Annotated in this window: 15 protein-coding genes, 1 tRNA gene and 1 pseudogene; 6 read left to right on the top strand and 11 right to left on the bottom strand. The window is 67.1% G+C overall.

Going from position 1 to position 25,131, the window contains the following annotated elements:
* The 4 genes and pseudogenes from KA383_17860 to KA383_17875 form a co-directional block, all read right to left on the bottom strand.
* The coding region (locus KA383_17860; GenBank protein MBP7747985.1) for a recombinase XerD at positions 1–347 on the bottom strand (347 nt) is incomplete at its 3' end.
* Between the two features lie 114 nt (positions 348–461).
* Positions 462–533: transfer RNA gene (locus KA383_17865), tRNA-Gly, on the bottom strand.
* Between the two features lie 166 nt (positions 534–699).
* A pseudogene (locus KA383_17870) lies at positions 700–1,464 on the bottom strand (transposase).
* Between the two features lie 230 nt (positions 1,465–1,694).
* The gene (locus KA383_17875) at positions 1,695–2,231 is read right to left on the bottom strand and encodes a hypothetical protein (GenBank protein ID MBP7747986.1); all 537 of its coding nucleotides are present in this window, start codon (positions 2,229–2,231) and stop codon (positions 1,695–1,697) included.
* A gap of 24 nt (positions 2,232–2,255) precedes the next feature.
* On the opposite strand from KA383_17875, the gene KA383_17880 reads away from it, so the two are divergent.
* Positions 2,256–2,456, top strand: a complete 201-nt coding sequence (locus KA383_17880; GenBank protein ID MBP7747987.1) for a transposase — start codon at positions 2,256–2,258, stop codon at positions 2,454–2,456.
* 208 nt (positions 2,457–2,664) lie between these two features.
* Here the strand turns inward: KA383_17880 and KA383_17885 are convergent, their stop codons facing one another.
* From KA383_17885 to KA383_17895, 3 genes are all read right to left on the bottom strand, one after another.
* Positions 2,665–3,765 (bottom strand): glycosyltransferase, encoded by a 1,101-nt coding sequence (locus KA383_17885; protein MBP7747988.1) that lies wholly within the window; start codon positions 3,763–3,765, stop codon positions 2,665–2,667.
* A gap of 144 nt (positions 3,766–3,909) precedes the next feature.
* Positions 3,910–4,233 (bottom strand): hypothetical protein, encoded by a 324-nt coding sequence (locus tag KA383_17890; GenBank protein MBP7747989.1) that lies wholly within the window; start codon positions 4,231–4,233, stop codon positions 3,910–3,912.
* Positions 4,234–4,506: 273 nt separating this feature from the next.
* Positions 4,507–6,150 carry a radical SAM protein gene (locus KA383_17895; GenBank protein ID MBP7747990.1) on the bottom strand — a complete coding sequence of 548 codons (1,644 nt, stop codon included), beginning with the start codon at positions 6,148–6,150 and terminating at the stop codon, positions 4,507–4,509.
* 198 nt (positions 6,151–6,348) lie between these two features.
* Here KA383_17895 and KA383_17900 point away from each other — a divergent pair, with 198 nt between their 5' ends.
* Positions 6,349–7,179, top strand: a complete 831-nt coding sequence (locus KA383_17900) for a class I SAM-dependent methyltransferase (protein ID MBP7747991.1) — start codon at positions 6,349–6,351, stop codon at positions 7,177–7,179.
* Complete coding sequence (locus KA383_17905) at positions 7,176–8,009, top strand: UbiA family prenyltransferase (protein MBP7747992.1); 834 nt, start codon at positions 7,176–7,178, stop codon at positions 8,007–8,009. Before KA383_17900 ends, KA383_17905 begins: the two co-directional genes overlap by 4 nt.
* Here KA383_17905 and KA383_17910 read toward each other — a convergent pair.
* From KA383_17910 to KA383_17925, 4 genes are all read right to left on the bottom strand, one after another.
* Positions 7,993–9,204 carry a radical SAM protein gene (locus KA383_17910; GenBank protein MBP7747993.1) on the bottom strand — a complete coding sequence of 404 codons (1,212 nt, stop codon included), beginning with the start codon at positions 9,202–9,204 and terminating at the stop codon, positions 7,993–7,995. The genes KA383_17905 and KA383_17910 overlap by 17 nt on opposite strands.
* Complete coding sequence (locus KA383_17915; protein ID MBP7747994.1) at positions 9,201–9,701, bottom strand: hypothetical protein; 501 nt, start codon at positions 9,699–9,701, stop codon at positions 9,201–9,203. The genes KA383_17910 and KA383_17915 overlap by 4 nt, the downstream gene beginning before the upstream one ends.
* Positions 9,698–10,192: a hypothetical protein gene (locus tag KA383_17920; protein MBP7747995.1), complete on the bottom strand. Its 495-nt coding sequence runs from the start codon at positions 10,190–10,192 to the stop codon at positions 9,698–9,700. Before KA383_17920 ends, KA383_17915 begins: the two co-directional genes overlap by 4 nt.
* A 496-nt stretch (positions 10,193–10,688) precedes the next feature.
* Positions 10,689–14,681, bottom strand: coding sequence for a PKD domain-containing protein (locus tag KA383_17925; GenBank protein ID MBP7747996.1), 3,993 nt, complete (start codon positions 14,679–14,681; stop codon positions 10,689–10,691).
* 413 nt (positions 14,682–15,094) lie between these two features.
* On the opposite strand from KA383_17925, the gene KA383_17930 reads away from it, so the two are divergent.
* The 3 genes from KA383_17930 to KA383_17940 all read left to right on the top strand — a co-directional run bounded on the left by KA383_17930 (position 15,095) and on the right by KA383_17940 (position 25,116).
* Positions 15,095–18,244, top strand: coding sequence for a right-handed parallel beta-helix repeat-containing protein (locus KA383_17930; GenBank protein ID MBP7747997.1), 3,150 nt, complete (start codon positions 15,095–15,097; stop codon positions 18,242–18,244).
* Between the two features lie 292 nt (positions 18,245–18,536).
* Positions 18,537–21,281, top strand: coding sequence for a carbohydrate-binding domain-containing protein (locus tag KA383_17935; protein MBP7747998.1), 2,745 nt, complete (start codon positions 18,537–18,539; stop codon positions 21,279–21,281).
* 316 nt (positions 21,282–21,597) lie between these two features.
* Positions 21,598–25,116, top strand: a complete 3,519-nt coding sequence (locus tag KA383_17940; GenBank protein ID MBP7747999.1) for a hypothetical protein — start codon at positions 21,598–21,600, stop codon at positions 25,114–25,116.
* The last annotated feature ends 15 nt before the right edge of the window (positions 25,117–25,131 follow it).

A 25,131-nucleotide genomic window follows, 5' to 3' on the forward strand; every position in this document is an offset into this window, starting at 1 on the left:
GGGCCGAAGTCCTTCGCGAGCGTTTCGCCGTACAGCTCCTTCACCGGGCGCATCGCGTCGCGGATGTTGTCGAGCTCGCGCGACACGTTGCCGTCGGGGTCGCGGTAGTACTTCTCGGCGAACAGCCAGTAGCGGGCGATCAGCTCCTTGACGGTGATCTCCTGCGGCGAGACACGGAGCTTGCGGCCGTTGGCCAGCCAGTCGGCGACCAGCGCGTTGTAGCGCTGGCGGGCCTCGGGCGTGTGGTGCAGGCCCAGGTAAAAGCGCCGGCCGGAAAGCTCGACGTACGCCTGCTGCGTGAACTTGTGGATGCGGAACTTGGGCAGCCGTTGGGATTTCGCGGTCACGACCGTCTCCCAAAAGCGATCGTGTACACTACACGAATCGCGCCTCGGGTTACGGCCGCTCCGCCTTGCGGGCGGGTCGTCGCAACTAGCGACGTCAGCGTCCTTTACGTCAAAAGCGGGCGATGGGATTCGAACCCACGACGTCCAGCTTGGGAAGCTGGCATTCTACCACTGAATTACGCCCGCAGGCGATAAAAACCTCAACGCCGGGCATTATCGAGGGTTGCGCTCCACCCGTCAAGATCACGTTCAGGCAGTTAGCTCCCGTTGGATGCGGTTTCAGGCGGTTAGTTACATGCGACCCGCCAGAAAACCGCCAGTAGGCGGGCCACGGATGGTTCAGTGGTAGGCTGGCCTCGGCCGCCCGCACGTCGTCGATCGCCTTGTTGAGCCGGGCGACGATGTGGTAGCGGTCCAAGATGTGCAGGGCTTGCCCGGCCTTCTTGGCGATCACCTTCAGGTACGGCTGCCACATGTCGCTGCAGACGAATTGCAGCGCCGCCGTCCGTTCGCGACCCAGCATGCGGAAGAACCGCAGCAGCGTCTTGGCCGTACGTTCCGGCCCGAGCCACAGCAATCGGCGGCAAGCGCTGTCGATCTGGTAGACCACGGTCAGGTAGCGGTGGCCCTTCTGGAACTGCACCTCGTCCACGCCGATGGCCGTAATCCCGCTCAAATCCCGGTGCGCCAGGCCGTATTCAACCACCCAGGCCACGGCGCGGAACACGCTCTCCCAACTGGTGCGGAAGATGCCGGCCACCTCGCGCCAGCTCAGCCGCCGGGCCCAGCGCGCCAAGAAGACCGCGTAGGCGGTGGTCAGGTGGTGCTTGCCGTCCGCCCAGGGCAGAAGCTCGGCCGTCACGCCGCAGCGCGGGCAGTCTACCCGCCGGCGGGCGTAGAGCAGGAACACGGCCAGGCCCCACAGCGGGACGAACGCGAACCGCCGCACCGGCAGCGTGTCGTAGCCCGGTCCGCGGCGGCCGCAGCCGGCACAGACGGGGCGGGAGCGGCGATGCGGCCGCACGGTGATCTCGATCTCGTCGTCGACGAGGCGGGCTTTTTCGTAGACGAAGCCCTTGACGGGGTGGACGCGATTGAGGACGGTCTTGACGCGCATCGTTCGGCAGCTCCGCTCGGGTTGGTACCTTCACCAGCACCAACCTACCGGAACTCCGGACGATGCGTTGTTTACGGCAACCCCCGCGCCGGCCGGCCACGCCCAGCGCGCGCTTCGCCGCGTTCCCCGGCGACGGCCCGGCCGCGCTGTCCCGCCGCCGTCCTCACCGCGGAGGGGAAGAAGCCCAAGGACGGGGCCTGGGGGAAACTGCGGAGCTGGTTCCCCCAGCATCAACTAGCAACCCACGAATTCTGCCGAAGAGCCACCTTTCGGGCGACGGCCGCCGGGACAGCCTCGTCGAAAAACAGCCAGATATGCCCACCCTCGCCAGAGCGCGACCTTTCCAGAGCGGCTGGGACGCTCATCCTGCGGCATGTCTCCAGGAACGCGGTCACATCCTCGCGCCAGTGGGCCTTGTCGAAATCGGCCGCCAGGAAGAAGCAACTTTCATCCAGAAGCATCGGATAGACGCCCATGACGAAATCGCGACCGTTGTTATCGCGGCCGGAAAGATGCCAGCGGATCGCCTCGTCCGTAACGGGCAGGAAGTGCCGGTTCGGGTATTCGGCGCATTTGATTCTGGGCTTCTCGCACAGGCCCCGTGCCCATTCGTTGCCACACGCCGGTTGATAACCGGTTTTACCGGTCTTGCGACTCTCGAAACGCCGCGGATAGACATCATCGCGACCCCGAAAGAGCGAGCGGAACAGCGCGACCTTCGCCTCCGGGGAAGATTGGTTGCTCAGGATGGCCTGTGACGCGCACATGCAGTCGTTCCGCGCCATCGTAAGGTGTCACAGCACGTCGCGCAATTCGATCAGGGCCACCTGCCGACCTGGCAGATGCTGCTGATCAAGGTCGCCGGCCAGGTGCTCCAGTCGGCCCGCCGGATCCTGGTGCGCGTGCCGGCCCACTGGCCGTATCTGCACTACTTCCGGCATGTCTGTGAACGGATTCGGGCCTGGCGCCCCCCGTGGCCCGCGCCGTTCTGACCACCGTACAACCCGGTTCGCCAGTTGGGGGTAGGGGGTGTTTTGCGCCCGCCACGTCCGCCACCCGCGCACGACACCCGCCGACGCCGTTGCGCCACCCTCCACACCAAATCACGGAGCCGTATGAATAATCCGGGGTATGACTTCAAAGTGCTGGAACTTCTGTATGCCCCAAACCACAAGGAGTGTCAACTATACTGTGCTGGACTTAATATGCCCCCGCCACGCGCACCGCCGGCCGCCGAGAAGCCAAGTTTGCATACAGCTCGGCGTATTGCCGCACCATGCGGTCACGCCCACCGATCACCGCGGCAACTCCGCGCGCCTCCGCTGCCTGCCGCCGCGACTGCTCATCACATTCCAGCGCCCGCAGCATGCAGCGTGCCGCCGCCTCCGGATCATTCGCCCCACAGAACCACGCGGATCGCCCCGCCGTGAGTAGCTCCCGCATCGCCGGGACATCCGACACCACCAACGGACACTCCGCCGCCATCGCCGCCAGCACGCTCTCCTGCGGCGCGTCCCCGGCCGGCAGATACACGCCGAGATCTGCTGCGCACACCAGGTCCGCCACCGCCATCACACGCGACACGTGGCACGCCATCCACTCGTGCCGGCACGCCTGCACCAGCCGCCGCACACGCGCCGCTTCACGTCCGCCTTCCGGCAACATCACCCGCACCTCGGGCCGCACTTTCTCGAGCAACAACGCCGCCCACGCGCCCACGTACGCCCCGCTCCCCCGCGTCGCTGGCGGCAACACCGCGACCGCCACGTCTCCCGCTGCCAATCCCAGCCGTTCACGCGCCGCCGCCCGCCGCCCGCCATCCTCCGGCGCCAGTTCAACCGCGCTGCGCACGAGCGCGCACCGCGCCGCCGGCAACCCGAGTCCCAGCAGCCGCGCGCGCGTCGTCGCCGACCGGCACACCAGCGACAAGGTGCTCCTGGCCGCCCACCGCGCGATCGGCTCCAGCTTGTCCCCCGCGTCGACCTCCAGCACCACCGGCCGGTGCGTCGCCGCCAGCGTCAACCCCCACTCTGCCGCCGCTGCCGTCCACGCGTGCAGGATGATCACACCCGGCTCCCCGCCCGCCCCGCACCGCGCCAGCACACGTCGCAACGCCGCCCGTCGCACGCCGCTCAGCGCCACGGGCACATGCACGCGCGCCGCCACCGGCGCATCCACGGATGGACCTGGCCCTGCCCCCAACTGCATGATCGTCCGTGCATGCCCCTCCCCTACGCCCCGCCACACCGCCTCCAGCGCGCGACACCGCACCTCCGACATATCGGACGTGACCAAGTGCATGATAGTCACATTCGCCGATCGCACGCGCAAACCGTCCGCTGGCAGCCTGTCAAACTCGCGGCCGCATTGTACGCGCAACCTATTGAACAGCGACAACCCCCGCCCGCGACACCCCACCGCGCAACCCACGCCGGGCTACGCCGATCAGGCCGTCCCTTCTTTCGCTTCCTTCGCGTCCGGCGACTTCATGCGGATCGTGCCGCGCAGCCGGCGCCCGGCGACCGACTCCGTGTTCGGGTCGGAAGCCGGCATGCTGATGACCTTCGGCTTGGCGGGCGCCATGTCCTCTTCTTCTTCATCCGCCGGCGAGCTCAGCCAAGTGAGGATGCTATCCTCAAGGCTCTGGCTCTGCGGGATGTCGAAGCGCTCGCCACACCGCTTGCACCGCGCTGACCGACCCTGTGCCTCGACCGGGAGCCGATACTTCGCTCCGCAGTGCGAACAGGCACACTTGATCGTCTCAGCCATGACTCACCTCGTTCATTCCGCGCGCACGATGCACGTACAGCGGACGCCGTGCGCGTACCAAATAAACCGCACGCGGCCTCAGTCGCACAACCCAATTGTCGGCTGAGTATGAAGCGTATGAACGAGATGAGAAAAACGATGGCGTTTCACAGAGCACGCTCAGCCCACATGCTCCACTATTATCGTATCGGCCTGCACGTGGCTTTGCAAGAGCTTTGCGCCCTTCATCCATCCAGTTCGCCATTTGTTATACGGCTGAAACACATCGGATGTTCACGTCCGACTCCACTCGGCACACCGCTCACAAATCGGGAGCGATTCCAGATTCAGCCCCCGATGCGCCTCTCGCACCGCCACCAACCGCGCCCCACCCCACGCCGCGCCCACCCCCTCCGTCACCCAGTTCCCCATCCGCACCTCACCCCCACAATCCTGACCACACAGAGCCACTGTCCCGTCCGCCAGCAACATCATCCGCGTCGCCAGCCGCCGACAAGGCTCCCTCAGGTCCGGCGTCGCCCGCAACAACGTGTCCGCCGGCAGCAGCCCGCCGTAGTCGTTGTACCCCGTGATCACCGCGCTTCCCACCTTCTGAATCCAGTGGTCGTAAAACCGCTCTAGCTCGTCCATCGTCGCGGCACACCGCGTCAGACTGCAAACCACCAGCGGCTCGGGGGCTTTCCGCTCTCGCCGCAACGCTTCCAGGCGTTCCACATTCGCAACGACCTGCGCGTAGAGATCCGCCCCATGCACCCGCCGGTACGTCTCCGGGCTGTGAGCGTCGATCCGCACCTCGACCACGTCCACGGTGTTATCGAACAGTGCCGCCACATGCTCCTCGGTCAACTCCGCGAGCGCCGTCCCCACCCCGATCCCATACACCCCCGCCGACCGCAGGATTCGGCACACCTCCGCAAACTGCGGATGCAGCAGTGGATCACCATGCCCGCCCAGAAACACCAGCCGATCATCGTACCGCGCCAACTCCGCCGCCAGCCGCTGCACTGCCGCCAAGTCCGCGATCTCTCGCCGCGGCACTCGCGCCCCCCGCGGCCGCAACGTCGTTTCAGGCAACGGATCGGCCGTCGTCAGCTCCAGCTCCACCTCCACCGGCAACGCCCCCGCCCGGTCATGCCCCACACCCTGGGTCCATTCACACAGCGCCGCCGCGTCTGCATCCTCACCCAGCTCCGCCAGCGCCATGTCGAGCAATTCCCGGCTGCGGCGCGTATCGCCCGTGAACCGCGCCGCCGTCTGCACGACCTGCCGCGGCACGCCGTAGCACGCCGGCTGCGTGATCGGATCGCCCTGGGCCAGCTCCGGCCGATACGCCAGCAGCAGCCCCACCGGGATGTTGAACTCCAGCAGGTCCTGCAGTGCCTCCCGCCGCATCACCGCCCCCGCCAGCCCCGGCGGCGCTTGCGTGAAGACCATCTTCGCCTCGTGCTCGGTCGCCTGTGTGTGCGCCACCATCGCCGTGGCGATTCGCACATCCAGCACCGGCGAATGTCCCTCGATACACAGGACCGCGTCGCAGCGGTAATGGTCCAACACGAGCGCCGCCGCCTGCGGATCGATGAACTCGTCAAACCAGCTCGACCCCACCAACCCCCCACGCCACGATTCCAGGTTCCACTTCCGCGCCGCGGTCAACAAGGCCCGGCGTGGCCGCGGCGACGAATCCAGCGGCAGAACCTCGATCCGGTCCTCCACGCCGGCGTCGCGCACCACGGCCGCCGCGGCGTCGCCATCCCGCGCCCGCACAAACAAACACCGCGCGCTGACGCCCTCAATGCGTGCTACCCGCAACAAGGTCCGCGCCAGAATCCCGCGTCCGCCCACCGTGGCCAACAGGGCCGAAGCATTCCCCGCTGGCCCCGTGACAAAATCAGCAAATACAGCGGCGACAATATTCATACGGTCTGCTTCACGCGAAGTGGGCGCTCATTACCGTCACGCCACGCACCCCGCAGCATAGCCCCCCGGTGGTCGAATTCAACGGGGGCGCCAGCACCTCCTCTTCCCCGGTGTGCGGCCTTCGCTGGCACAGTCACCCGCGCGCCGCCAGAATGCACCATCATGCCAAGGCGCAGATGGGTTGCACTGGGTGCTCGCGTGGCGCGTTTGCTGCTGCGACCGCCGCGTCGCACCGCGGAGTTGGTCCGGCAGAGCTACGACCGCGTCGCGTGCGGCTACGACCAGGCCTGGACCGACCACATGCGCGGTTTCTCTGATGAGCTGCTCGCGCGGCTCGCTCCGTGGCACGGCGCGGAGTGCCTCGATCTCACCTGCGGCACCGGCCACGTGACCAACGAACTGGCGCGCCAGACCGACACACGCGTACAGGGCGTGGACGCCTCCGCGGGAATGCTCGCGCAGGCCCGCGCGCAGTTCGGCACCCGCTGCACGTTCATCCAGGCCGACGCGACCGACTACTTGCACACTTGCCCGCGCCACAGCTTCGACATCATCACCTGCGCCTGGGGCCTCGGCTACACGCACCCGTGGCGCATCATCCGCGCGGCGGCCCGCGTGCTGCGCCCTGGCGGAAAGCTCGGGATCATCGACAATTCGCTTTTCTCGCTCGCCGGCGTGCTCTGGACCTCCGTCCTGGCATTCGCCGAGCAGCCGCACACGCTCGTGCATGCGATGCAGGTGCGCTTCCTGCCGGGTAGCTGGTGCCTCACACTCCTGATGCGCGCCGCCGGTCTCGCGGTACTGTCCGCCTGGGATGGCGCCAAGACCTACCGCGTACCCACCGGCGACGCCGCGATCGCGCGTCTGACCGCCACCGGCGCCGCCGCCGGCTTCGAGTTCGCCGCCGACGAGCACCACCGCGCGGCCATCTTCGCGCGGTTCGCTCACCTGCTCGAAGAACGCTGCCACGGAGACGCCGGCATCCCCGTCACGCACCGCTACCTGGCCGCCGTGGGGCAGAAACGATGATCGCCCTGCTACGCCTGTGCCGTCTCTACTACGCTCTGCCGATGTCAACCATCCTGACGCTGACGCTCTGGTACCTGCTCGGCAGCAGCATCGGCACCCAGTGGGTCGGCGTACTCTGCGCCACGTTCGCCCTGGCGCTGGTCATCGCGGGCGGCTACGTGCTCAACGACGTCTGCGATTGGCGCATCGACGCCATCAACATGCCGCAGCGCCCGATCCCGTCCGGCCACGTTCGGCGCCGCACCGCGCTGTTCTTGGCACTCGGTCTATTCTGCGGCGGCCTGGCATTCGGACTCGCGTGTCGCTGGCAATTCCAGCTTACCCTCCTCGGCGTCATCGGCCTGCTCATCCTCTACAACCTGCGGGCCAAGCACTGGGGCCTCGGCAAGCAACTGACCGTCGCCGTGCTCATGATCAGCTTCTATCCGCTCGCGTTTGCACAGGCCGGCCTGCAGGAAAACAGCCGCGTCGGCACGCTCTTCGTCTTCCCCGTCTGGCTATTTCTCACCTGCTTCGGCTACGAGACGCTCAAGGACATCCGCGACACACAGGGTGACAAGCTCATCACACGCGTCCCGTCGTGGATCCAGCGCCGCCCGCAGTTCGCGTTGCGCGTAGCGCGCGCCGCGATCGTGGCCGGCGCGCTGGCACTGCTCGGGCCGGCGTTCCTCGGCTGTGGCTGGGTCTACGCGATCCTCGTCCCGCTGCCGATCGGCCTCGGTGTCTGGGCCGCCTGCCTGCCGCAACTGCACGCTCGCATGGCGATCTACGGCCAGCTCTTGCTGGTCGGCATCGCCGCCACCCTGGATATGCTCATCCTGGGTTCTTGAACTGCTCCCCCGCTCTCAGCAACCGCCGGTATCCCTCAGGCAACGGCCCCTGTGGGTGACACGCCCCGCAGATCCGCTCGCTCTCCGCGCGCGGCAGTGGCAGCGGTCCGCCTGCTTCATTCAGCAGCGGGCCAACAGCGTTCATCAAGCAGCCCCGGCGTGGCACCGGGAAGAACGCGCCCATGCGGTTCCAGATGCTGAGCAGCGGCTCGGTCACAACGCTGCCAAAGCTCAGCGGCGTCAGATCGCACGGGCACACCTCGCCGGCCGCGTCGATGAAGAGATGGTGAAACCCCGCCCCGCAGCCAAACACTTCATCCGACTCCAGGTACGCGAACGCCGCAATCGCCGGCCCCGTCGCCCGGCGATTGTACGCACGCTGAAAGTCCGCCAGCGCGCCCCGTTCGTCCGCATTCAGCGTCGCGGCCGCACAGCCCCGCCACGCACCCGTCGCGACCGGCGTCAGGATGCGAAACTCGCCGGCCCCCCAGCGCTGTGCCAGTGCGTACAACGCTGCGAGGTCGCCGCCGGCCAGCTTCTCTCGTGTCCCAACCGTCGAGATGGCAAGGTAAATGCCCGCGTCGCGACAGGCATCCGCCGCGGCCACCGCTTCAGCAAACGACCCGGAGCAGCCGCGCACGCGATCATGCGTCGCGGCGGCCGCGCTCTCCAGCCCGATCGTGACACACCCAACACCGGCGTGGGCCAGGCGCGCCGCCCGCCCCGCATCCAGCGTGTGCCCGGTCGTGAACAGGACCGTCGTCATTTCTGGTCCGGCGGCGCCGATCAGGTCCTCCAGGTCGTCCCGGAGCAGCGGCTCCCCGCCGGTGAGCCCCAGCGTGCAGGTGCCCAGGGCTTTGATCTGCGCCACCACATCGCGCATCTGCGCCGCGGACATCTCAGCATTCGTCCGCCCCGCGTAGCTGCAATGTGCACAGTGAAACGGGCAGCGCCCCGTCACGGCCAGGTAAGTCGAGTACGGCACACGCCGCCGCTCGATGACCGCCCGACAGAAGCGGTCGAACGCCGGCGACGGGTACGGCGGAAAGAACGTGTTGATGTGCACCTGGCCCGCGAACCGGTGCGGCTTCTCGCTGCGCATCCGGCGGAGCAGGTACCACAAGTGCTGCGCCGGCACCCGCCCGACCATGCGGGCAAACATCCGCAGCACCAACAACGTGCGGGCGATGCTCATCCGGCCTCGTCCTCGCCAGTCGGCACCGCCGGCGGTGTCTCTGGAGGGGGCGTCGCCGCCGGCGCGAACCAGCGCAACAACGCGCCGCAAATCGCGCCGACGGCCAGGCCGGCGACGGCCCCGCAGCCCAATCCGATGAGTAACACCATGTCGTCCGCATGACTCGACATGAACATGAGTAGCGCGTGCAGGAGAATTGTCGAGAGTACGCCGACGCCAAACCCGACCAGGGCTCCGAGCCCGGCCAGTCCGCGTTCACTCGAGCGCCGCGCCCTCCGGATCATCACCCAACACCAAGCCACGCCCGCGAGCAGTCCGGCGAAAGCACCGCAGCACAGGCCAATCACACCAAACACCGGCGCGTCCCAACTGACCATGAATCCGTAAGCCGCCCCGGCGAACAGCCCGAAGAAGCCCGCCGTCACCGTGCCCAAGACGAGCACAATGCACGTAAAGAGGACAACGGACCGACGCGCAACGTGGGTCTCACTGCTCATGCTTCACCCCGTTTCTCGCCCGGGACTTCGGTCCACCGCGCGTTTTCCGTTCCGCGGACTGCTTGCCTGACCGCTGCCCGGCAGACGCTGCCGCAGATCGCGCCCACGACGAGCCCCGCCGGCAGGCCGACCACCATCCCAAAATCGAGCATGCCCAGACCACCGAGTCCCGCCACCCGCGCCAAGGCGATATGTAGGACTAACGTCGATAGCGCACCGGCGACCAGCCCGCACACCGCGCCAATCCGCCCGAGCTTTCTCGGGCCGAACCGCACCGCACGCGCGATCATCGCCTGGCACCAGAGTAGTCCGACCACGAACCCGGACCCGGCACCCCACCACATTCCGGCGGACGCGAGCTTCGCTTCGGCGCGAACACTCTCCGACACGTACATCTGCCCCGCGACACCGCCAAAGAACGCCCCTACCAGCGCGGCAACCACTGACACACCGATCGTAAGCCCCACGAGCGGCCCAACCTTGGTCTTCATGCTCGCTCCCACCGTTCGCTGCGGCGGGCCAACCCGCCAACCCCTTCGTCACTACGTCGCTACGTCACTACATCGCTTCTTCCCGCCTGAGCATTGAAAACCAACACCTGACGACTGTCGACTCCGTTTTTTCAGCAGTGCTGGCCCTCTCTGCGTTCGCCGCGCCCTCCGCGGCTATCCTGTCCATGGAGGGTTGCATGTCCCACGTGCCCGCATCGTGCACCGTTGCCGCTCACATTGTCACCTTGTTACCTGTGGACCTCGTTACGCCGTTCCTCCGGCTGACAGCTTCAATGTCTCAATAACGAAGGATGCCAAGTAGGCCGCGCAAAATGATCCGCTTCCCCCCTGGTTCGACACGATCAGCGACGCCCGCCGCGTTTGGCGTGCAAACAGCGGCACCCAGCCCTGTGCCTGACTTGGCCCGGGCTGGGTGCCAGCGATTCTGTCGATCAGACGGCGCGCAGCTTCACGGCGCCGTCGCCGCGATTGCCCGCTACGGGCAGTCGATCGGCAGCGGGTTCATCGTCAGCAGCGACACGAACGGATTGATGTCGCCAAACGACGGGTACACGCCATCGCCGTTGATGTCACCGTTCGCCGGCGGGCAGTCCGGGTACGTGGCCAGCCACGTCGCGTGGTTGGACAAGTACAGCACGAACGGGTTGATGTCGCCGAAGTTGACCTGCCCGCTGCAGTCCAGGTCACCGTAGCAGGCCGGCGGCGCCGACTGCCCGATCCACAGGTCGCGGATGTTGATCTCGTCGAAGCCGATGCCGCCCCAGTCGGTGCCGAAGAACTCGATCTGCGCCACGCGGCTGAGGTCGAAGCCGTCATCGCTGAGGTCATCGCCGACGCCGGGGTGCGCGGCGAGCTGCTGCTGGATGTTGACGTCGACGGTGAGCCACTCCGGATACTGGTGGCCATACAGCGGGTTCGGCTGCCCGTCGATGGTCGGGTCGTAGAAGTTCGGCCCGTAGCAGATGCCCATACAGCCGCGCAGCCCGTACGCATCGCGCAGCGTCACCATGATCGGCGCATCCTGATAGGGCTTCGGCTCGCAGTTCGGGTCCTCGGGATCGCAGCTCCAGTTCGACGCATCCTGGAAATAACGGGCCGCGAAACGCAGATTCATGTTCGCGCCCGAGAGATCCACCGTGCCGTAGCAGGTCTTCAGCAGCCGAATCCACGGACCGTGGTACCAGCCGCCGCCGATCAGCATGTAGCCGGTCGTCCAGGTCGTCGGCGTCCCGTAGATGTCCTCGCCCACGTAGATCGAGGCGACCTCGGAGTAGCCTGACCACCACGGGTCTAGCGGGTCGACCCCGACGAGCGGCTCATAGATCACCGGGCCGACGCCGGGGTAATCGATCTGCGTATCGAGCGCAAGCTCGACCGGCAGCGGCAGGCCGCCACCGACTGTCACGACCACGTCATCCGTGTCGCGGGCGCACGGGTCGTCGCCCTGCACCTTAAGTGTGATGTAATGGACACCGGACAGCAACTGCACGGTCGGCGTCGCGCCGGTTGCGAGCTGCGTGGAGCCTTCAAACCACGCGTAGGTGGTGGCGTTGATGCTGCCAGTGCCGTTCAGTTGGACCGCCTTGAGCTGACCGCACGTGCCCGGGACGCTCTGGTCGGGGCCGGCGTTCGCCGTCGGCGGCGGGAGCTGGATGAACGTCACGTCCGCCACGCCCATCGTGTAGTTGGCCGTGCCGCCCCACACTACGCTCTCGATGCGGAAGCCGGTGATCTGGGTCGCATCGAATTCCGGGTTCTGCTCACCCGGGTGCGGGTCGTCGATGCACGCGGAGAGCGTGTACCATTGGCCGTCGTTGGGCACGTTGAACGGATACCCGCGATAGCCGTTGTTGGCTGTGTACAGGCGCAGCCACCAGCCAACCGTGCTGGGCAGGTCCGTGCCACCGTTGCGGAGCGTAAAGGTGAGCTTACCGCCGGTGGCGTCGAACGGGCACACGGGCTGCACGTTCAGGCCGTAGTAGCCGTTGGCGCCCTGCACATCCATCGCCACGCCAGTCTTGCCGTAAATGGTCTGAATGTAGACGGGGTACGGGCCGCTGACGCCGGCCGTGGAGTCGAAGTCGTTAAACCAGCCGGCCTCCGGGGCACCGCACGCGTCGAGCGTGATCTGCACCGTGTCCGGATCGCTGTTCACGCCGTTCGTGTCACGCACCACCAGTGAGATACTGCTGGTCTGACCGGGCGGCAGGATGACCTGCGGCGTCGGGCCGGTGCCGATGACCTGGCTGCCGCGCGTCCACGTCCAGCTCGCGATGCTCGCGCCCGGTGCGGTCGCGTAGCTGCCGGTGCCGTCGAGCTGCACGATGCCCGGCGCCAGCGGACCCTGATCCGGGCCGGCGTCCGCGACGGGCTTGTTGATCGGCGGGATGACGGCGCCCGTTACCCAGAACGTGGCGGTTGGATCGCTGTCGGGGTTGGTCGAGTTTGAGCAGCCCTGCTTGATCCAGACCTCGCCGTTGTGGAAGCACGCCGCACTGCCGCTGCTGCTGAAGGCGGGCAGGATGCCGAGCGTCCACTTGTCCTGCGCGATGTCGTAGACGCCGTACCGATCGGTCACGCCGCCCCAGCCTTCGTGGTCGGCATTGCTGCGCCCAAAGAGCACGAAGACGCCGCCCAGCGGGCCGATGACCGGGCTCTTCCAGTTCGGGGGAAGCGTGACGACAGCCGACCCGTAGCCGGGCTCGATCGGGAGCGGGCCGAGGTCCTCGGCCGGAGTGAGATTCGGTGGATCCGTCCAGTCATCCCAATTCGGACCGATGTAGAAGTTTGGGCTGTACTCCGCCGGATCGAAGCGATAGAAGCGGTCGCCGGTCCCGGGCGGATTCGTCTGCCAATCATTCTTGATGCCGTAGATCATGCCGCCGACGTTCGCCATTTGGACAACACGGCTGAACCAGTTCGAATTCTGGCCCAACATGCTGGTCTTGATCGAACTGCGCGTGCAGTACGGCGCATCCAGGTCCAGGAGGTCGATCTGCGCCAGCGCGCCGCCCTGGTTGGTATCCGACGCGTGCACATTGCTGAAGAGGTCGTTGCCGGCCACGACAAAGCCAGTGTTACCGAACTTGTCATTCGCGTGCGTGGACCAGTTGGTGGAAGCAATGTCATAGACCAGCAGTTGCCCGACATCGTTCGTACGGATGTATGCCAGCAGGCTGCCCTGCGTTCCCAGCGTCGGCGCGTAGGCCAGCGAGCCGCTCATGTTGCCCCAGTCCCAGAAGTACCCGGGCGGCGTGGCCAGCGTCTCCCACGTGCCGCCGGTGGTCGTGCGATAGAAGTCGCCGGGGCCTTTGACCCAGTACAGGTGCGTGCCCGACGAGGCGAGCGAATTGGAGAACCAGTCGCCGGTGGCCGGCCCGGTCACCGTGTTGAACGCGAACTGCGTGGAGCCGAAGTCGCCGACCGTGACATCCACCGTGTCGGGCGCGGTGCTCCACACGCCGTCCGCGTCGACCGCGTAGACTTGGAACGTCCGCGTTTCCTGGCACCACTTGGGCAGCGCGACCGGCGACGACTGGTCATTGGCCACGCTCGTGTTGCCTTCCGTACCGCCCGCGGGCAGAACGACCCAGCGTTCCGTGTCGGGCGAGCCGCCCGCCGCGATCGTCGGCACGTCGCCACACGCAAACGATGCGTCCGGGCCGGCGTCCGCCGTGGGGGGCGTGGGCGCAAACGGCGTCGCCGTCACCGCAACGTTGTCGATCCGCACGATCGCCGTGACGCCCGCTGCGGCGGCGCCGCGGAACTGCAGCCGGTCGAGCTTGGTGACCGGGCTGCCGACATAGGCGTTCATCCACGGATACCGCACGCCGTTGAGCTCGCCGTACAGAAGCCGGCCCACGCCGTCGCCCAGCCCGGTGCCGAAATAGGCAACCCACTTGTAGTGGTTCCAGCTCGTCGCGTCGGGCAGCGGACTGAGCATCTTCGGATTCACCTGCGCCTCGTTGTTCCAGCCCGGCGGCTGGCCGCTGGAACTCTTGGACCCGTACCAACTGTTGTTGATCCCCGCCGGCTCGAAGTTGTGCCCGCACATGAAGCCGATGAAGCTCGTCTCGCCATTGGCAATGTCGAGCAGGCGCGGGCGGAAATCCATGCTCGTCATGCTCGTCGCGTTCACGACCTTCATGTCGTACTCGAAGGTCACCAGCACGCCCGTGCCGAACGTGACAGGCGGGAACGGGTAATGGATGCGGCCGCCCGTGATGCTGGTGAACTCCACGCATTGCCCGGCGCCACCGCCGGCGTTGTCGGTGTTGATGACCGTCCCGACCATCACGCCGGTTTCGCCGTAGTACCACCCCTGCTGCCCGACGAGGGTCCCGGTCGCGTAGCCCTCGGCGGCCTCGAAGCCGATGCCGGGGATCTGCGCCCCCGCCTGACCCACCACCACGAGCACCAGGGCCACACCCGCCATCATGCTCAGCCTGCTGGCCTGTACCGTTCTCATGCTGCGTGCCTCCTGTCCACCCCGTGACGATCTGTCACGTACACCGAACTTGTGGGCTGCGTCGCCGGTCCGCCCGGATCCCCGGCGTGACCGCGGATCGAACGGCCGTGCCGGCGGCCTCCGCCGGGCACCAGTCCCGAATGACGACGCGGGTGATCTGCCGCGTCACCCGTCCACTCTGCCATTGTACGATATCGACACATAAATGAAACCGGATTCGGCGTCGCGGCGGCGGGCAAAATCGGCGCGGCCGGGGCCTGGCGCCTGCCTGGCCCGGCGTCGGTTGCCCAAGCCCCCCAATCTGGCCCCATGGGGTGCAGTCCGGCCGCCGCCGGCTTCTCAGGCACCACCCACGGCGGTACAGTGCCCACGCACAGCCGACAGACGCGACAACCCATTCCAGGAGCAACCACATGAGGAGCTTCTTGTTGGCGAGTATCCTGGTCACCATCCCGGCTCTCGCCCAGCAACCCGACGATGTCCAGATCGTTACGGCGAACCTGACGCTCGAGCAGGACGCCGTGCTGCGAACGCCGCTGGTCATCAAGGCCAGCGACATCGTCATTGACGGCAACGGCGCCACGATCCAAGGTCCGGGGCAGCCGGGTGATTTGAAGACGTTCGTCGGCGCGGGCGTGCGCGCCGAGGGCTGCGCCCGGGTGACGCTCCGCAACCTGAAGGTCCGCGGGTTCGAATCCGGGCTCGTCGCCACGGACGGCGAAGGCTGGGTGATCGAGGGGTGCGACTTCTCCGAGAATTACCACGACCCGGACTACGGCTGGGGCGATTACCAGCGCGTGGGCGGCCTGATCCTGACGCGCATTCACAAGAGCACCATCCGCGGCAACCATGCCAACCGGGTCTGGAACGGCCTCGATTTCTGGGAGTGCGACGACAACACGGTCGCGGACAACGACTTCTCACATTGCTCGAACGTGTGCCTGAAGATGTGGACGGCGTGCCGCAATGTCGTGACCGACAACAATCTCTCATACGGCCTGCGGATCAGCCCGGGCGAGGTCCACGCCCGTGACTCGACGAGCGTGCTGATCGAGAGCGGCTCCAACGACAACCGCTACGAGCGCAACGACATCACGCACGGTGGTGACGGCGTGTTCATCCGCGTGCTGAATGGCTGGGTCTCGACCGGCAACATCTTCATCGAAAACGACTGTTCGTACGCGAACAATAACGGCTTCGAGGCCTGGAGCCCGGGGAACACGTATCTCCGCAACAAGGCCAACCATTGCAGCTACGGCTTCTGGCTGGGCGGCTCGGACCAAACGGTGCTGATCGGCAACGAGGCCGGCTACAACGGCCAGCCGGACGGCTTCCACAACGCACCCGAGTCGGACTTCGTCCACGGCGGCATCGTCATCGTCCACGGCACGGGCAGCCACTCCGTCATCGACGGCAACTACTGCCATCACAACAACGGGGCAGGCATCGTCTTCCGCGGCGATCTGGGCACGGAAGGCGCCAAGTGGAAGATGTTCCATCTCATCGTCCAGAACAACCGCCTGGTCGGCAATCGCTGGGGCATTTTCGGGCGCTTCACCGACTGGCTAGACCTGGCGGGCAACACGTTCGAGGACAACCAACAGGACGAGATGTTTGAAAAGGTCACGAACCTCACGCGGCGGCCCGCGGACCCGCAGGGCAAGCCCGCGCCCACCGTGAAGCTGGAGGCACCGTCCAAGGCGCTCGTTGGCGAGAAGGTCGTCTTTGACGCCACGGGCAGCACCGACGCTGCCGGACGGCAGCTCGAGTTCCGCTGGGACATCGGGGGCACCATCGCCACCGGCCCGCGGGTCGAGCATGTCTTCAAGGCGCCCGGGTATTACCGCGTGGGCGTCACGGCCCACAACGGCCACCTTGCCGGCCTCGCGTTCCGGGACTGCTACGCAGTGGAACGCGTCGAAGAGATCGCCACCGAGGGGCAGGCCCAGCAGTGGGACGCGCAGATGAGCGGCTGGCCGGGCCGCGTCGAGCTCGCGAACGACGACGTCGCCCTCATCGGGCAGAAGTCGCTCCGGATGCGACCGGCCCCCTACGCGGGCGCGGAAGTAGCCGCCATATTCCCGAAGGGCCACAACGCCGGCTGGAAACTCAACGACAAACAACGCCTTTCGTTCTGGCTCAAGTTCCGCAACGAGAATAACGGCGGGTTCCAGGGGCCCAACCCCATCGTGCGGCTGCACGCGCAGAGCGGCGCGTTTACCTACGTGCCCATTTACGGCGGCATGCCGCGCAATCTGCTGGGCGACCTGCCCTACAACGAAGCCCGGTACGGGTGGCTGCGCATCACGGTGCCGTTGGCCGGCAGCGACGAATGGATGCGCTCGGAGACCTTCGCGGGTGGCGCGCCGCCGCACGTCGACCACGGGTTGAAATTCACCACCGTCGAGACGAACGTGGCCACCCAGGAATCATGCTCGCTGGTCTCGACCGGCGAACACCTCTACCTGGCCACGGTCGAGGAAGAGCGGCTCATGCGCTCGAAGGACGGCGTCAAGTGGGACGAGCTGCAGAGCCCGGGCGCGGCGCTCGGCGGACCGGGCGGCGAATGGATGAACGGCATGCTGGCGTACCGCGCCGCGGCCGGAAAGGCCGGCAGCCTATACCTGCGGCGCCACGACCCGAAGCGCGACGAATTCGGCGACGATTTCTTCCGCCTCGTGGCCTATGACGTCGCCGGCAATACGTGGTCGTGGACGCCGACCGTCACGATCATGAGCCACGGCACGGTCGTGGTCGGCGACTACCTGTTCGGCATCGCCCACGCGGTGGGCGGCAACTACGGCGGTCCGATCTGCCGCGTGAATCTGGCCGAGCCGACGGCCAGAGAGCAGCGCAGCGTGCTCGCGCCCATGCCGGGCAAGGACGCGTGGTGGTTCAGCCGGGCGGCCCAGTTCGCCGAGCTCGGCGGCAAGATCTACGGAATCAAGAACGATTGGCAGACGCCGCAGCCGGAGAAGGCGGACGAGATCGGCGACCGGCTGTTCGTGTTCGATCCGGCCGCGTACCAGCCCTCGGAATTCAAGGGCGGGAAGGTCTGGGACGAGCAGCACTGGAAGGCGGCGAACACGCCGCTGACGGATCTCGGCCCGCTGCCGTTTGAGATTGGTCACGGCGCGGCGCTGGTCGCGCTGCCGCCGAACTGGGCCGCGGGCATCGGCGCGCAAGGCGGCCTGTTCATCGTGGCCGGCAACAGTCCCGCGAACCACGAAGGCGAGGGCATGCCGTCAAACAAGTACGCGCTGTACGACATCGCGAGCGCGCGCTGCGTGCCCGGCGTCCTGCCCAGCATCACCGGCAACGGCACGGCGGCCGCTCTGCACAACGGCAAGCTCTACATCAAGCGCGGCGGGGTGAATTACGCGCCCTCGAACAGCGAATTGTGGATCGTCGAGCCGGTCTCACAGGAAGAAGCCCGCGCCGCGCAGGAGCGGCTCGCCAAGGAACGCATCACCCTGGACCGGGTGGACTACCTGAGTATCCAGTTCGATTCGTGGGGCAACGACCCCTTCACCATCTGGATCGACGGCCTGGCATTCGAGTAAGCGGCCGTCGCAGCGCGACCGAAGAGCAGGCCTCCATTTACCAGTAGCGGTGTCCCCGCGGGTACGTGCGCCCCCGTGGCGGCGGCAGGCGCAGCGCGCGGCACGGCGCGAATGTAAAGAAGCGTCAAGCCGCTTGTTTTTCGCATTCTGGCTTCATTAACATCGACCGTAGCAGGGCCTGCGGTCGGGGACACTCCCGCGGCACGTGGCGATGAGCGGTGCAACGACTCTCGCCGGCGCCGCTGTTCCCGGGGGTGGGGTCGGCCGCGGCGACACCGGAAGGAGACGCAACATGCTTCGGGCGCTGGGACTCGGATTGTTCTTCTCACTGGCGCGGGCGGCAGTCGGCGACGTTGTGATCAGCGAATGGATGCACGCCGGCACGGGCAGCCTGGGGGAGTACGTCGAGTTCACCAACACCGGGCCCGGCCCGGTCGACATGACCGGCTGGAGCTTCGATGATGACAGCGGCATCGCCGGGACCGTCAGTCTCAGCGCCTTCGGCATCGTCGCGGCCGGCGAGTCCGTGATTCTGACGGACGACACGCCGGAGAGTTTTGCGGCCGCGTGGGGACTGACCGATGTCCAGATCGTCGGGGGCAACACCGCCAACCTCGGGCGCAACGACACGATCAATCTGTATGATGCCGGCGGCAACCTGGTCGACAGCCTGGCCTATGGTGACGAGAGCTACCCGGGCACCGTCCGCACCCAGACCAAGAGCTGCAACGTCCCGCCCACGGACTATGGGTACACGGTCGCCCAGGCCGCGTGGGTGCTGGCAGCGGTGGGCGATGCCTATGGTTCGTACGCCTCGACCCGCGCCGAAGTGGGCAGCCCGGGGACCGTCGTGAAGTTCGCGCGGAACGATTTCGACCTGGACGGCGATGTGGACGTGGATGACTTCGCGATCCTGAGCGGCTGCATGACCGGGCCGGCCATGCCGTATGACCCGCCGCCGCCGGCCTGCACGCTGAATCCTGACACGGACGGTTACCTCGCGGCCGACCTGGACGAGGATGGCGACCTGGACCTGGCCGACGTCAGTGTCTTCCAGATCTGCGCGAGCGGTCCAGGCAATCCGGCCGATGTCTTCTGCGGCGAGAGTTCGGAACCGCCCGGCGAGACCTACATCAATCTGCACGGGACGTATATCACGGTTGAAGGAGACCACGTTACGGTGGACGGCACCACCGCGACGATCACGGCGCAGGGCACGTACATCATCACCGGCACGCTGAACGACGGGCGGCTCGTCGTGAGCAGCGCGGACAACGGCGCCGTCGAACTGCGGCTGAACGGCGTCAACGTCAGCAACTCGACGAACGCGCCGATCTACGTCCTCGCCGCCGGCCTGGTCGAGGTCGTGCTGGTCGACCAGACCGTGAACTACCTGTCAGATGCCAGCACCTACGTGTACGAGGACCCGACCGCGGATGAACCCAACGCGGCCCTGTTTAGCAAGGACTCGCTGCGCATCTCCGGCACGGGCACACTCACCGTGCATGGCAACTACAACGACGCAATCGCCAGCAAGGACGAGCTGGTCATCGCCGGCGGCACGCTCAACGTGATCGCGGTTGATGATGGCATCCGCGGCAAGGACTACCTGCTGGTCGAGGGTGGAGACATCACGGTCTCCGCCGCGGGCGACGGCCTGAAATCCGACAACGCCGACGATGTCCTGCTGGGATACATCGCCGTCGAAGACGGGACCATCCACGTCACGTCCGGCGGCGACGCGCTGGCGGCGGAAACCGCCGTGCTCATCACCGGCGGTGATTTCACGCTCCTGTGCGGCGGCGGGCACACGGTCACGATTCCCGAGGATCTGTCGGCCAAAGGCATCAAGGGGCTCGCGAGCGTCGCGATCAGCGGCGGCACTTTCAACATTGACGCGGCCGACGACGCGATCCACTCCAACGCCGCGATCACCGTCAACGCGGGGACGCTGACGCTCGCGACCGGCGATGATGCGCTCCATTCGGACCTCACGCTGGCGATCAACGGCGGGACGATCGACATCACGCACTGCTTCGAGGGGATCGAGAGCGCGGATATCACCATCACCGACGGCGACTTCCACATTCTCTCGAGCGATGACGGCATCACGGCTGACGCGAACGTCAACATCTCCGGCGGAGAATTCACCCTCATCTGCGGCGGCGGCCACACCGTCACGATTCCGAGCACCGCTTCGGCCAAAGCCATCAAGGGGCTCGTGAGCGTGGTGATCGGCGGCGGCACGTTCAGCATCGACGCCGCCGACGATGGCGTGCACTCCAACGCCGCCGTGACGATCAGCGGCGGGACTCTGACCATTGCGACCAACAGCAGCACGAGCGCCAGCTACGGGGATGGCGTGCATTCCGATGGCGCAGTGAACATCACGGGCGGGACCGTCACGGTCACGACCGGCTACGAGGGAATCGAAGGCCGGTTCCTGACGATCGACAACGGCACCATCCACGTGACGACGACCGACGACGGCATCAACGCCGCCGGCACCGCGTCGGGCAACTGGCTGCACATCAACGGGGGCTACATCGCGGTGAACGCGGCCGGCGACGGGATCGACGTGAACGGATCGATCACGATGACCGGCGGCACGGTCATCGTCCACGGCCCGACGCAGGATTACAACGCCGCCATCGACTACGATGGCACCTTCGTCATCAGCGGCGGGTTCCTGGTAGCGGCGGGCAGCGCCGGCATGGCGCAGGCCCCCAGCAACTCATCCACGCAGCGCTCGGTGAAGATCACCTACAGCCAGTGGAAGTCGGCCGGCACGCTGGTCCACATTCAGAAGACGAGCGACAGCGCGAACATCCTGACGTTCGCGCCTGCGAAGATTTATCGCTCGGTGGTGCTTTCGGCCCCAACGCTGACGGCCGGCACGTCGTATCAACTGTACCGCGGCGGCACCTGCTCGGGCACCGTGATGGACGGCCTGTACTCCGGCGGCACCTACAGCGGCGGCACGCTCACCAACACCTTCACGACGACCAACATCGTCACGAACGTGAGCGCACCGTAAGACCATCCCCGGCGGCGGCGCACAGGCCAGCGTCAGTCCATTCACAACTGGCACCGGAGGCTGCACGCGGAGCCGTGAGCCGCGCGGTTGCGCGGCGCATTTGAACTGGCCCGGGGGGAAAGCATTGGCAGTTGCGCGCCACCTGCGATAGCATTCTGGGGCCGGTGAAAGCTCACCGGTCCCACAGTTGCGCGGGCGCAGCCCCGTCCCGCCCGCGCGGTTGGTGGGCAGCACGACGACTCTCCGGATGACGCGCACCGGCTGTCGTCCAGAGACGGCTTCAGGGTCTCCGGACCTGGGTTAGGAGTGACTGTCCATGCCGGAACCCGCCCTGCCCCAACCTGAGGACAGCGCCCCGGTCAACGCGGCCGCACCCGACTCCCTGCCGGCCACCCCGCCGCCGGCGCGCCGTCGCAGGCGCTGGGTGCGGCGGCTGGCGGTCGGCGTGCTGGTGTGTGTGCTGATCCTGGCGCTGCTGATCGGGTTCGCGCCGGCCATTGTGTCGCTGCCGCCGGTCCACAACGCCATCCTTGCCGTGGTGAACGGAAGACTGCAGGGCACGATCGCGGTCGAAGGGCTGTCGCTGTCGTGGCGCGGGCCGCTCGAGATTCGCGGGCTGCGCATCAGCGACCCGGAGCAACAGCCGGTCGTGCAGGTCCGGCGTGTGACCGCCGACGTCGGCGTGTGGCCGCTGATCACATCCGCGCGCGCCCTGGGCGAGATAGTAGTGGACGCGCCGGTCGTGCTCATTGACCAGCAGCGCGACGGCCAGGTTTCACTGGCCCGGGCCTTTCAGTCGCGCATGCCGGCGCCCCCCGCGTCAACGCCGGCCGGTACGCTGCCGCCCCTGCAAGGACGTTTGCTCATCAGGGACGGTACCGCGAAGATGGTGCGCGCGAACGCGGGATCGTATGAGGTCACCAAGCTCGACGCTGAGGCTGATATCAAGACGTTGAACGATATCGCGGCGCGGTTCGACCTGATCTTGGCTGATGGCTCGAAACTCGCCGGCGAAGCCACGCTCCAAGGGCCGTTGTCGCAGGGAGAACTGAACCTGGCGACGGCGAGCGGCACCCTGCGGCTGAAGACGGACGGCCCTGTCGACGTGGGGCCGCTCGCGGTACTCGCCGGGCAAGCCGGACTGGCGGGCGGCGTCAGCGTCGACCTCAACGCCGCGATTGATGCGGGCGCGCTGCAAGGCCAGGTCGCGCTGGCGGTCACGGGCCTGCAGAGCGCGCAGCGGGCGGCGGCCAGCGCCGCGCCGATCGACGCCGAGCTGCAGGGACAGGTTCGCTGGGCCGACAACCAGCTTGTATCCAACTTCGATCTGTCGGGAGCGGCTGGGCAGGCGCGCGTGGCGCTCGACTACCGCCACACCGAGCAGCCGCTGAACCTCACGGCGGACCGGATCATGTCGGCGGTGCTGACGGGCGAGCCGCTGGCGCTGCCCGATTTCAGCGTGCAAGCGCACGCCACGGTTGATATCGCCCGGCTGGGCCAAGCCGCGCCGGAGCTGCTCGGGGTTCGCTCTGGGGCGGAGCTGACCGGCGGCCGCCTGGAGATCGCGCAGTTGACGGTGCAAGGCGGCGCGCAACCGGTCGTGAACGCCGCGCTCGTCCTGAAGGACCTGGCAGCGCGCCGGGGCGACCAGCCCGTGCAGCTCGACACCCTGACGTTCAACCTGGATTCAGCCCTGGAGCCGGGCCAGGGGCTCCAGTTGCGACAGCTCGAACTGCAGTCCGGCTTCGCGCGCGTCAGCGCCAGTGGGCTGGCCAGTGACCTGCGCGCAACATTTCAAACCAACCTTGGCGAGCTGCAGCGTGAATTGAATCAGGTCTTCGATCTAGGCGCGTTTGAACTGGCCGGCACACTGCACGGGCAGGTGGTCCTGAAGCGGGCGGATGCTGAGCGGGTGGACGTGACGCTGCAGGCAAACGCGGAGCAGCTCCGCTACGCCGATGGCGCCCGGACACTCGCATTGCCGCGGGCCGTCCTCGGCCATGCCGGGCAGCTCTTGCTCGCGGGTGAGGCGCTCACCCGGATCGTCGCCCAGCAGACCAATGTGGACCTGAACGGCGAGTTCGTTGCCTCGGCTTCCGGTTGGTACGACGTCCAGCAGCGCGGCCTCCAGGCCGCACTGGAAATTTCACGCGGCGATCTGGCACTCCTGGGCGGTCGCGCGAAACAGCTCGGGATCGGTGACCTGGCACGCTACTCCGGCGCGCTTCAGGCACAGGTCGGCGCGGAACGCACCATGGGCACACAGCCGTTGCTCACGCGCGGCGCGCTGCTCGTGCAGAACCTCGGCGTGGACGGAAAACCCGTCGTACAGGGCGAAACCAGACTCACGTGGGACGGCGCGCAACTCGCGGCCGACGGCCGAAGCCTCCAGCTCGCCACTGCGAAACTGGACAGCGCGTTCGCGCGCCTCACCGCCACGGACGTGCGGTGGCAATCCGGCCGCAGGCACGCGCTAACCGGCCAAATCAACGCCGCGGCGAATGTGGCGCATGCGCTGCAGGCCATCGCTCCAGTGGCCAGATGGGAGCAGCCGCCGGAGCTGGCCGGCCAACTCACGCTGCACGCGACCGGCACCGTCGCGGGCGACGTGCTGAGCTTCGTCGGCGAGGGCGCAGTCGAACAATGTGTGATCGGCACGGGCGCCGGCGCGATCCGGGAGCCGCGGGTCCAGTTCGCCTGTGACGTAAAGCTCGAGCAGGACAGACAGCTCCTGTCGCTGCGCAAGTGCCAGCTCGCATCGAAGCTCCTGACGGTGGACGTCGCCGGCAAGGCGGCCGATTACACGGACCAATGCCAGTTGAATCTGCGCGGCAGCTACTCCGCGTCGTGGGAGGCGCTCAGCGCCCTGTTGCATCAACTGGCACCGTCCACCGCCGACAGCGTGCGGGTCGCCGGCACCAGCGCGAGCGACTTCAAGATCACCGGTCCGCTGCGGCAGTCCGGCGTGCAACCAAGCTTCCGCGGCGTAGGCGCGAGCGTCGCCGTGACGTGGTCCGCGGCGGAGCTGTACGGCGTGAAACTGGGCGCCGCCAACCTGGCACCCGTCCTGAAAAACGGTCAGGCCACGCTGCGCAAGACCGCGATCCCGGTGGCGGATGGCCAGGCCAACGTCGCGGCGGTCGTCGATCTCGCGCCATCCGAGCCGACCCTGAAGCTGGCCAAGCTTCAGTTGCTGGAAAACGTAACGCTCACGAAGGAGCTGGGCGCCCAGCTCCTCGGCCGGATCAATCCTGTCTTTATGCACGTCGCGAGTATCGAAGGCCGCGTGAACCTGCGCGTGGAGGACGTGCTGATCCCGCTGGGGCCGTCGGTCAAGCAGCGCGGTGCGGCGCAGGGCCGGCTGGACCTCAGGCAGGTGCAGATGCGGCCGAGCGGGCTGCTGGGCGAGCTAATCGCGCTGGGCGGGCTGCAAGCGGGCGGTGCCTACCCGGTGCAGATCGGCACGCTGACGTTTGTCATGCAGGACGGGCGCATCCGCTACGACAATCTCAGGCTGACATTCCCCGAGAAGTTCGACCTGATATTCCGCGGCTCGGTCGGCCTCGACGACACGCTCGATCTCGTGGTCTCCGTGCCCGTGCGGGCCGCGCTGCTCGATCGGCTGGGCGTGAAGGGGCCGACATTGGAGCATGCGCAGATGCTCGGCGGCGCCCGCGTGGACATCCCGCTGGTTGGCACGCGCGCGCAGCCGCGGCTGGATTTTGCCAAGGTGGACGTACAGTCGCTGCTCAAGGACGTTCTGCTCAAGCAACCCGGCAAGCAGATCGAGGACCTGCTCAGGGGCCTGCCGGGCGACCAGCGCAAGCGGCCCTGAGCGGACCCGCGCGGC

This window comes from Phycisphaerae bacterium (assembly GCA_017999985.1).
GTDB lineage: Bacteria > Planctomycetota > Phycisphaerae > UBA1845 > Fen-1342 > JAGNKU01.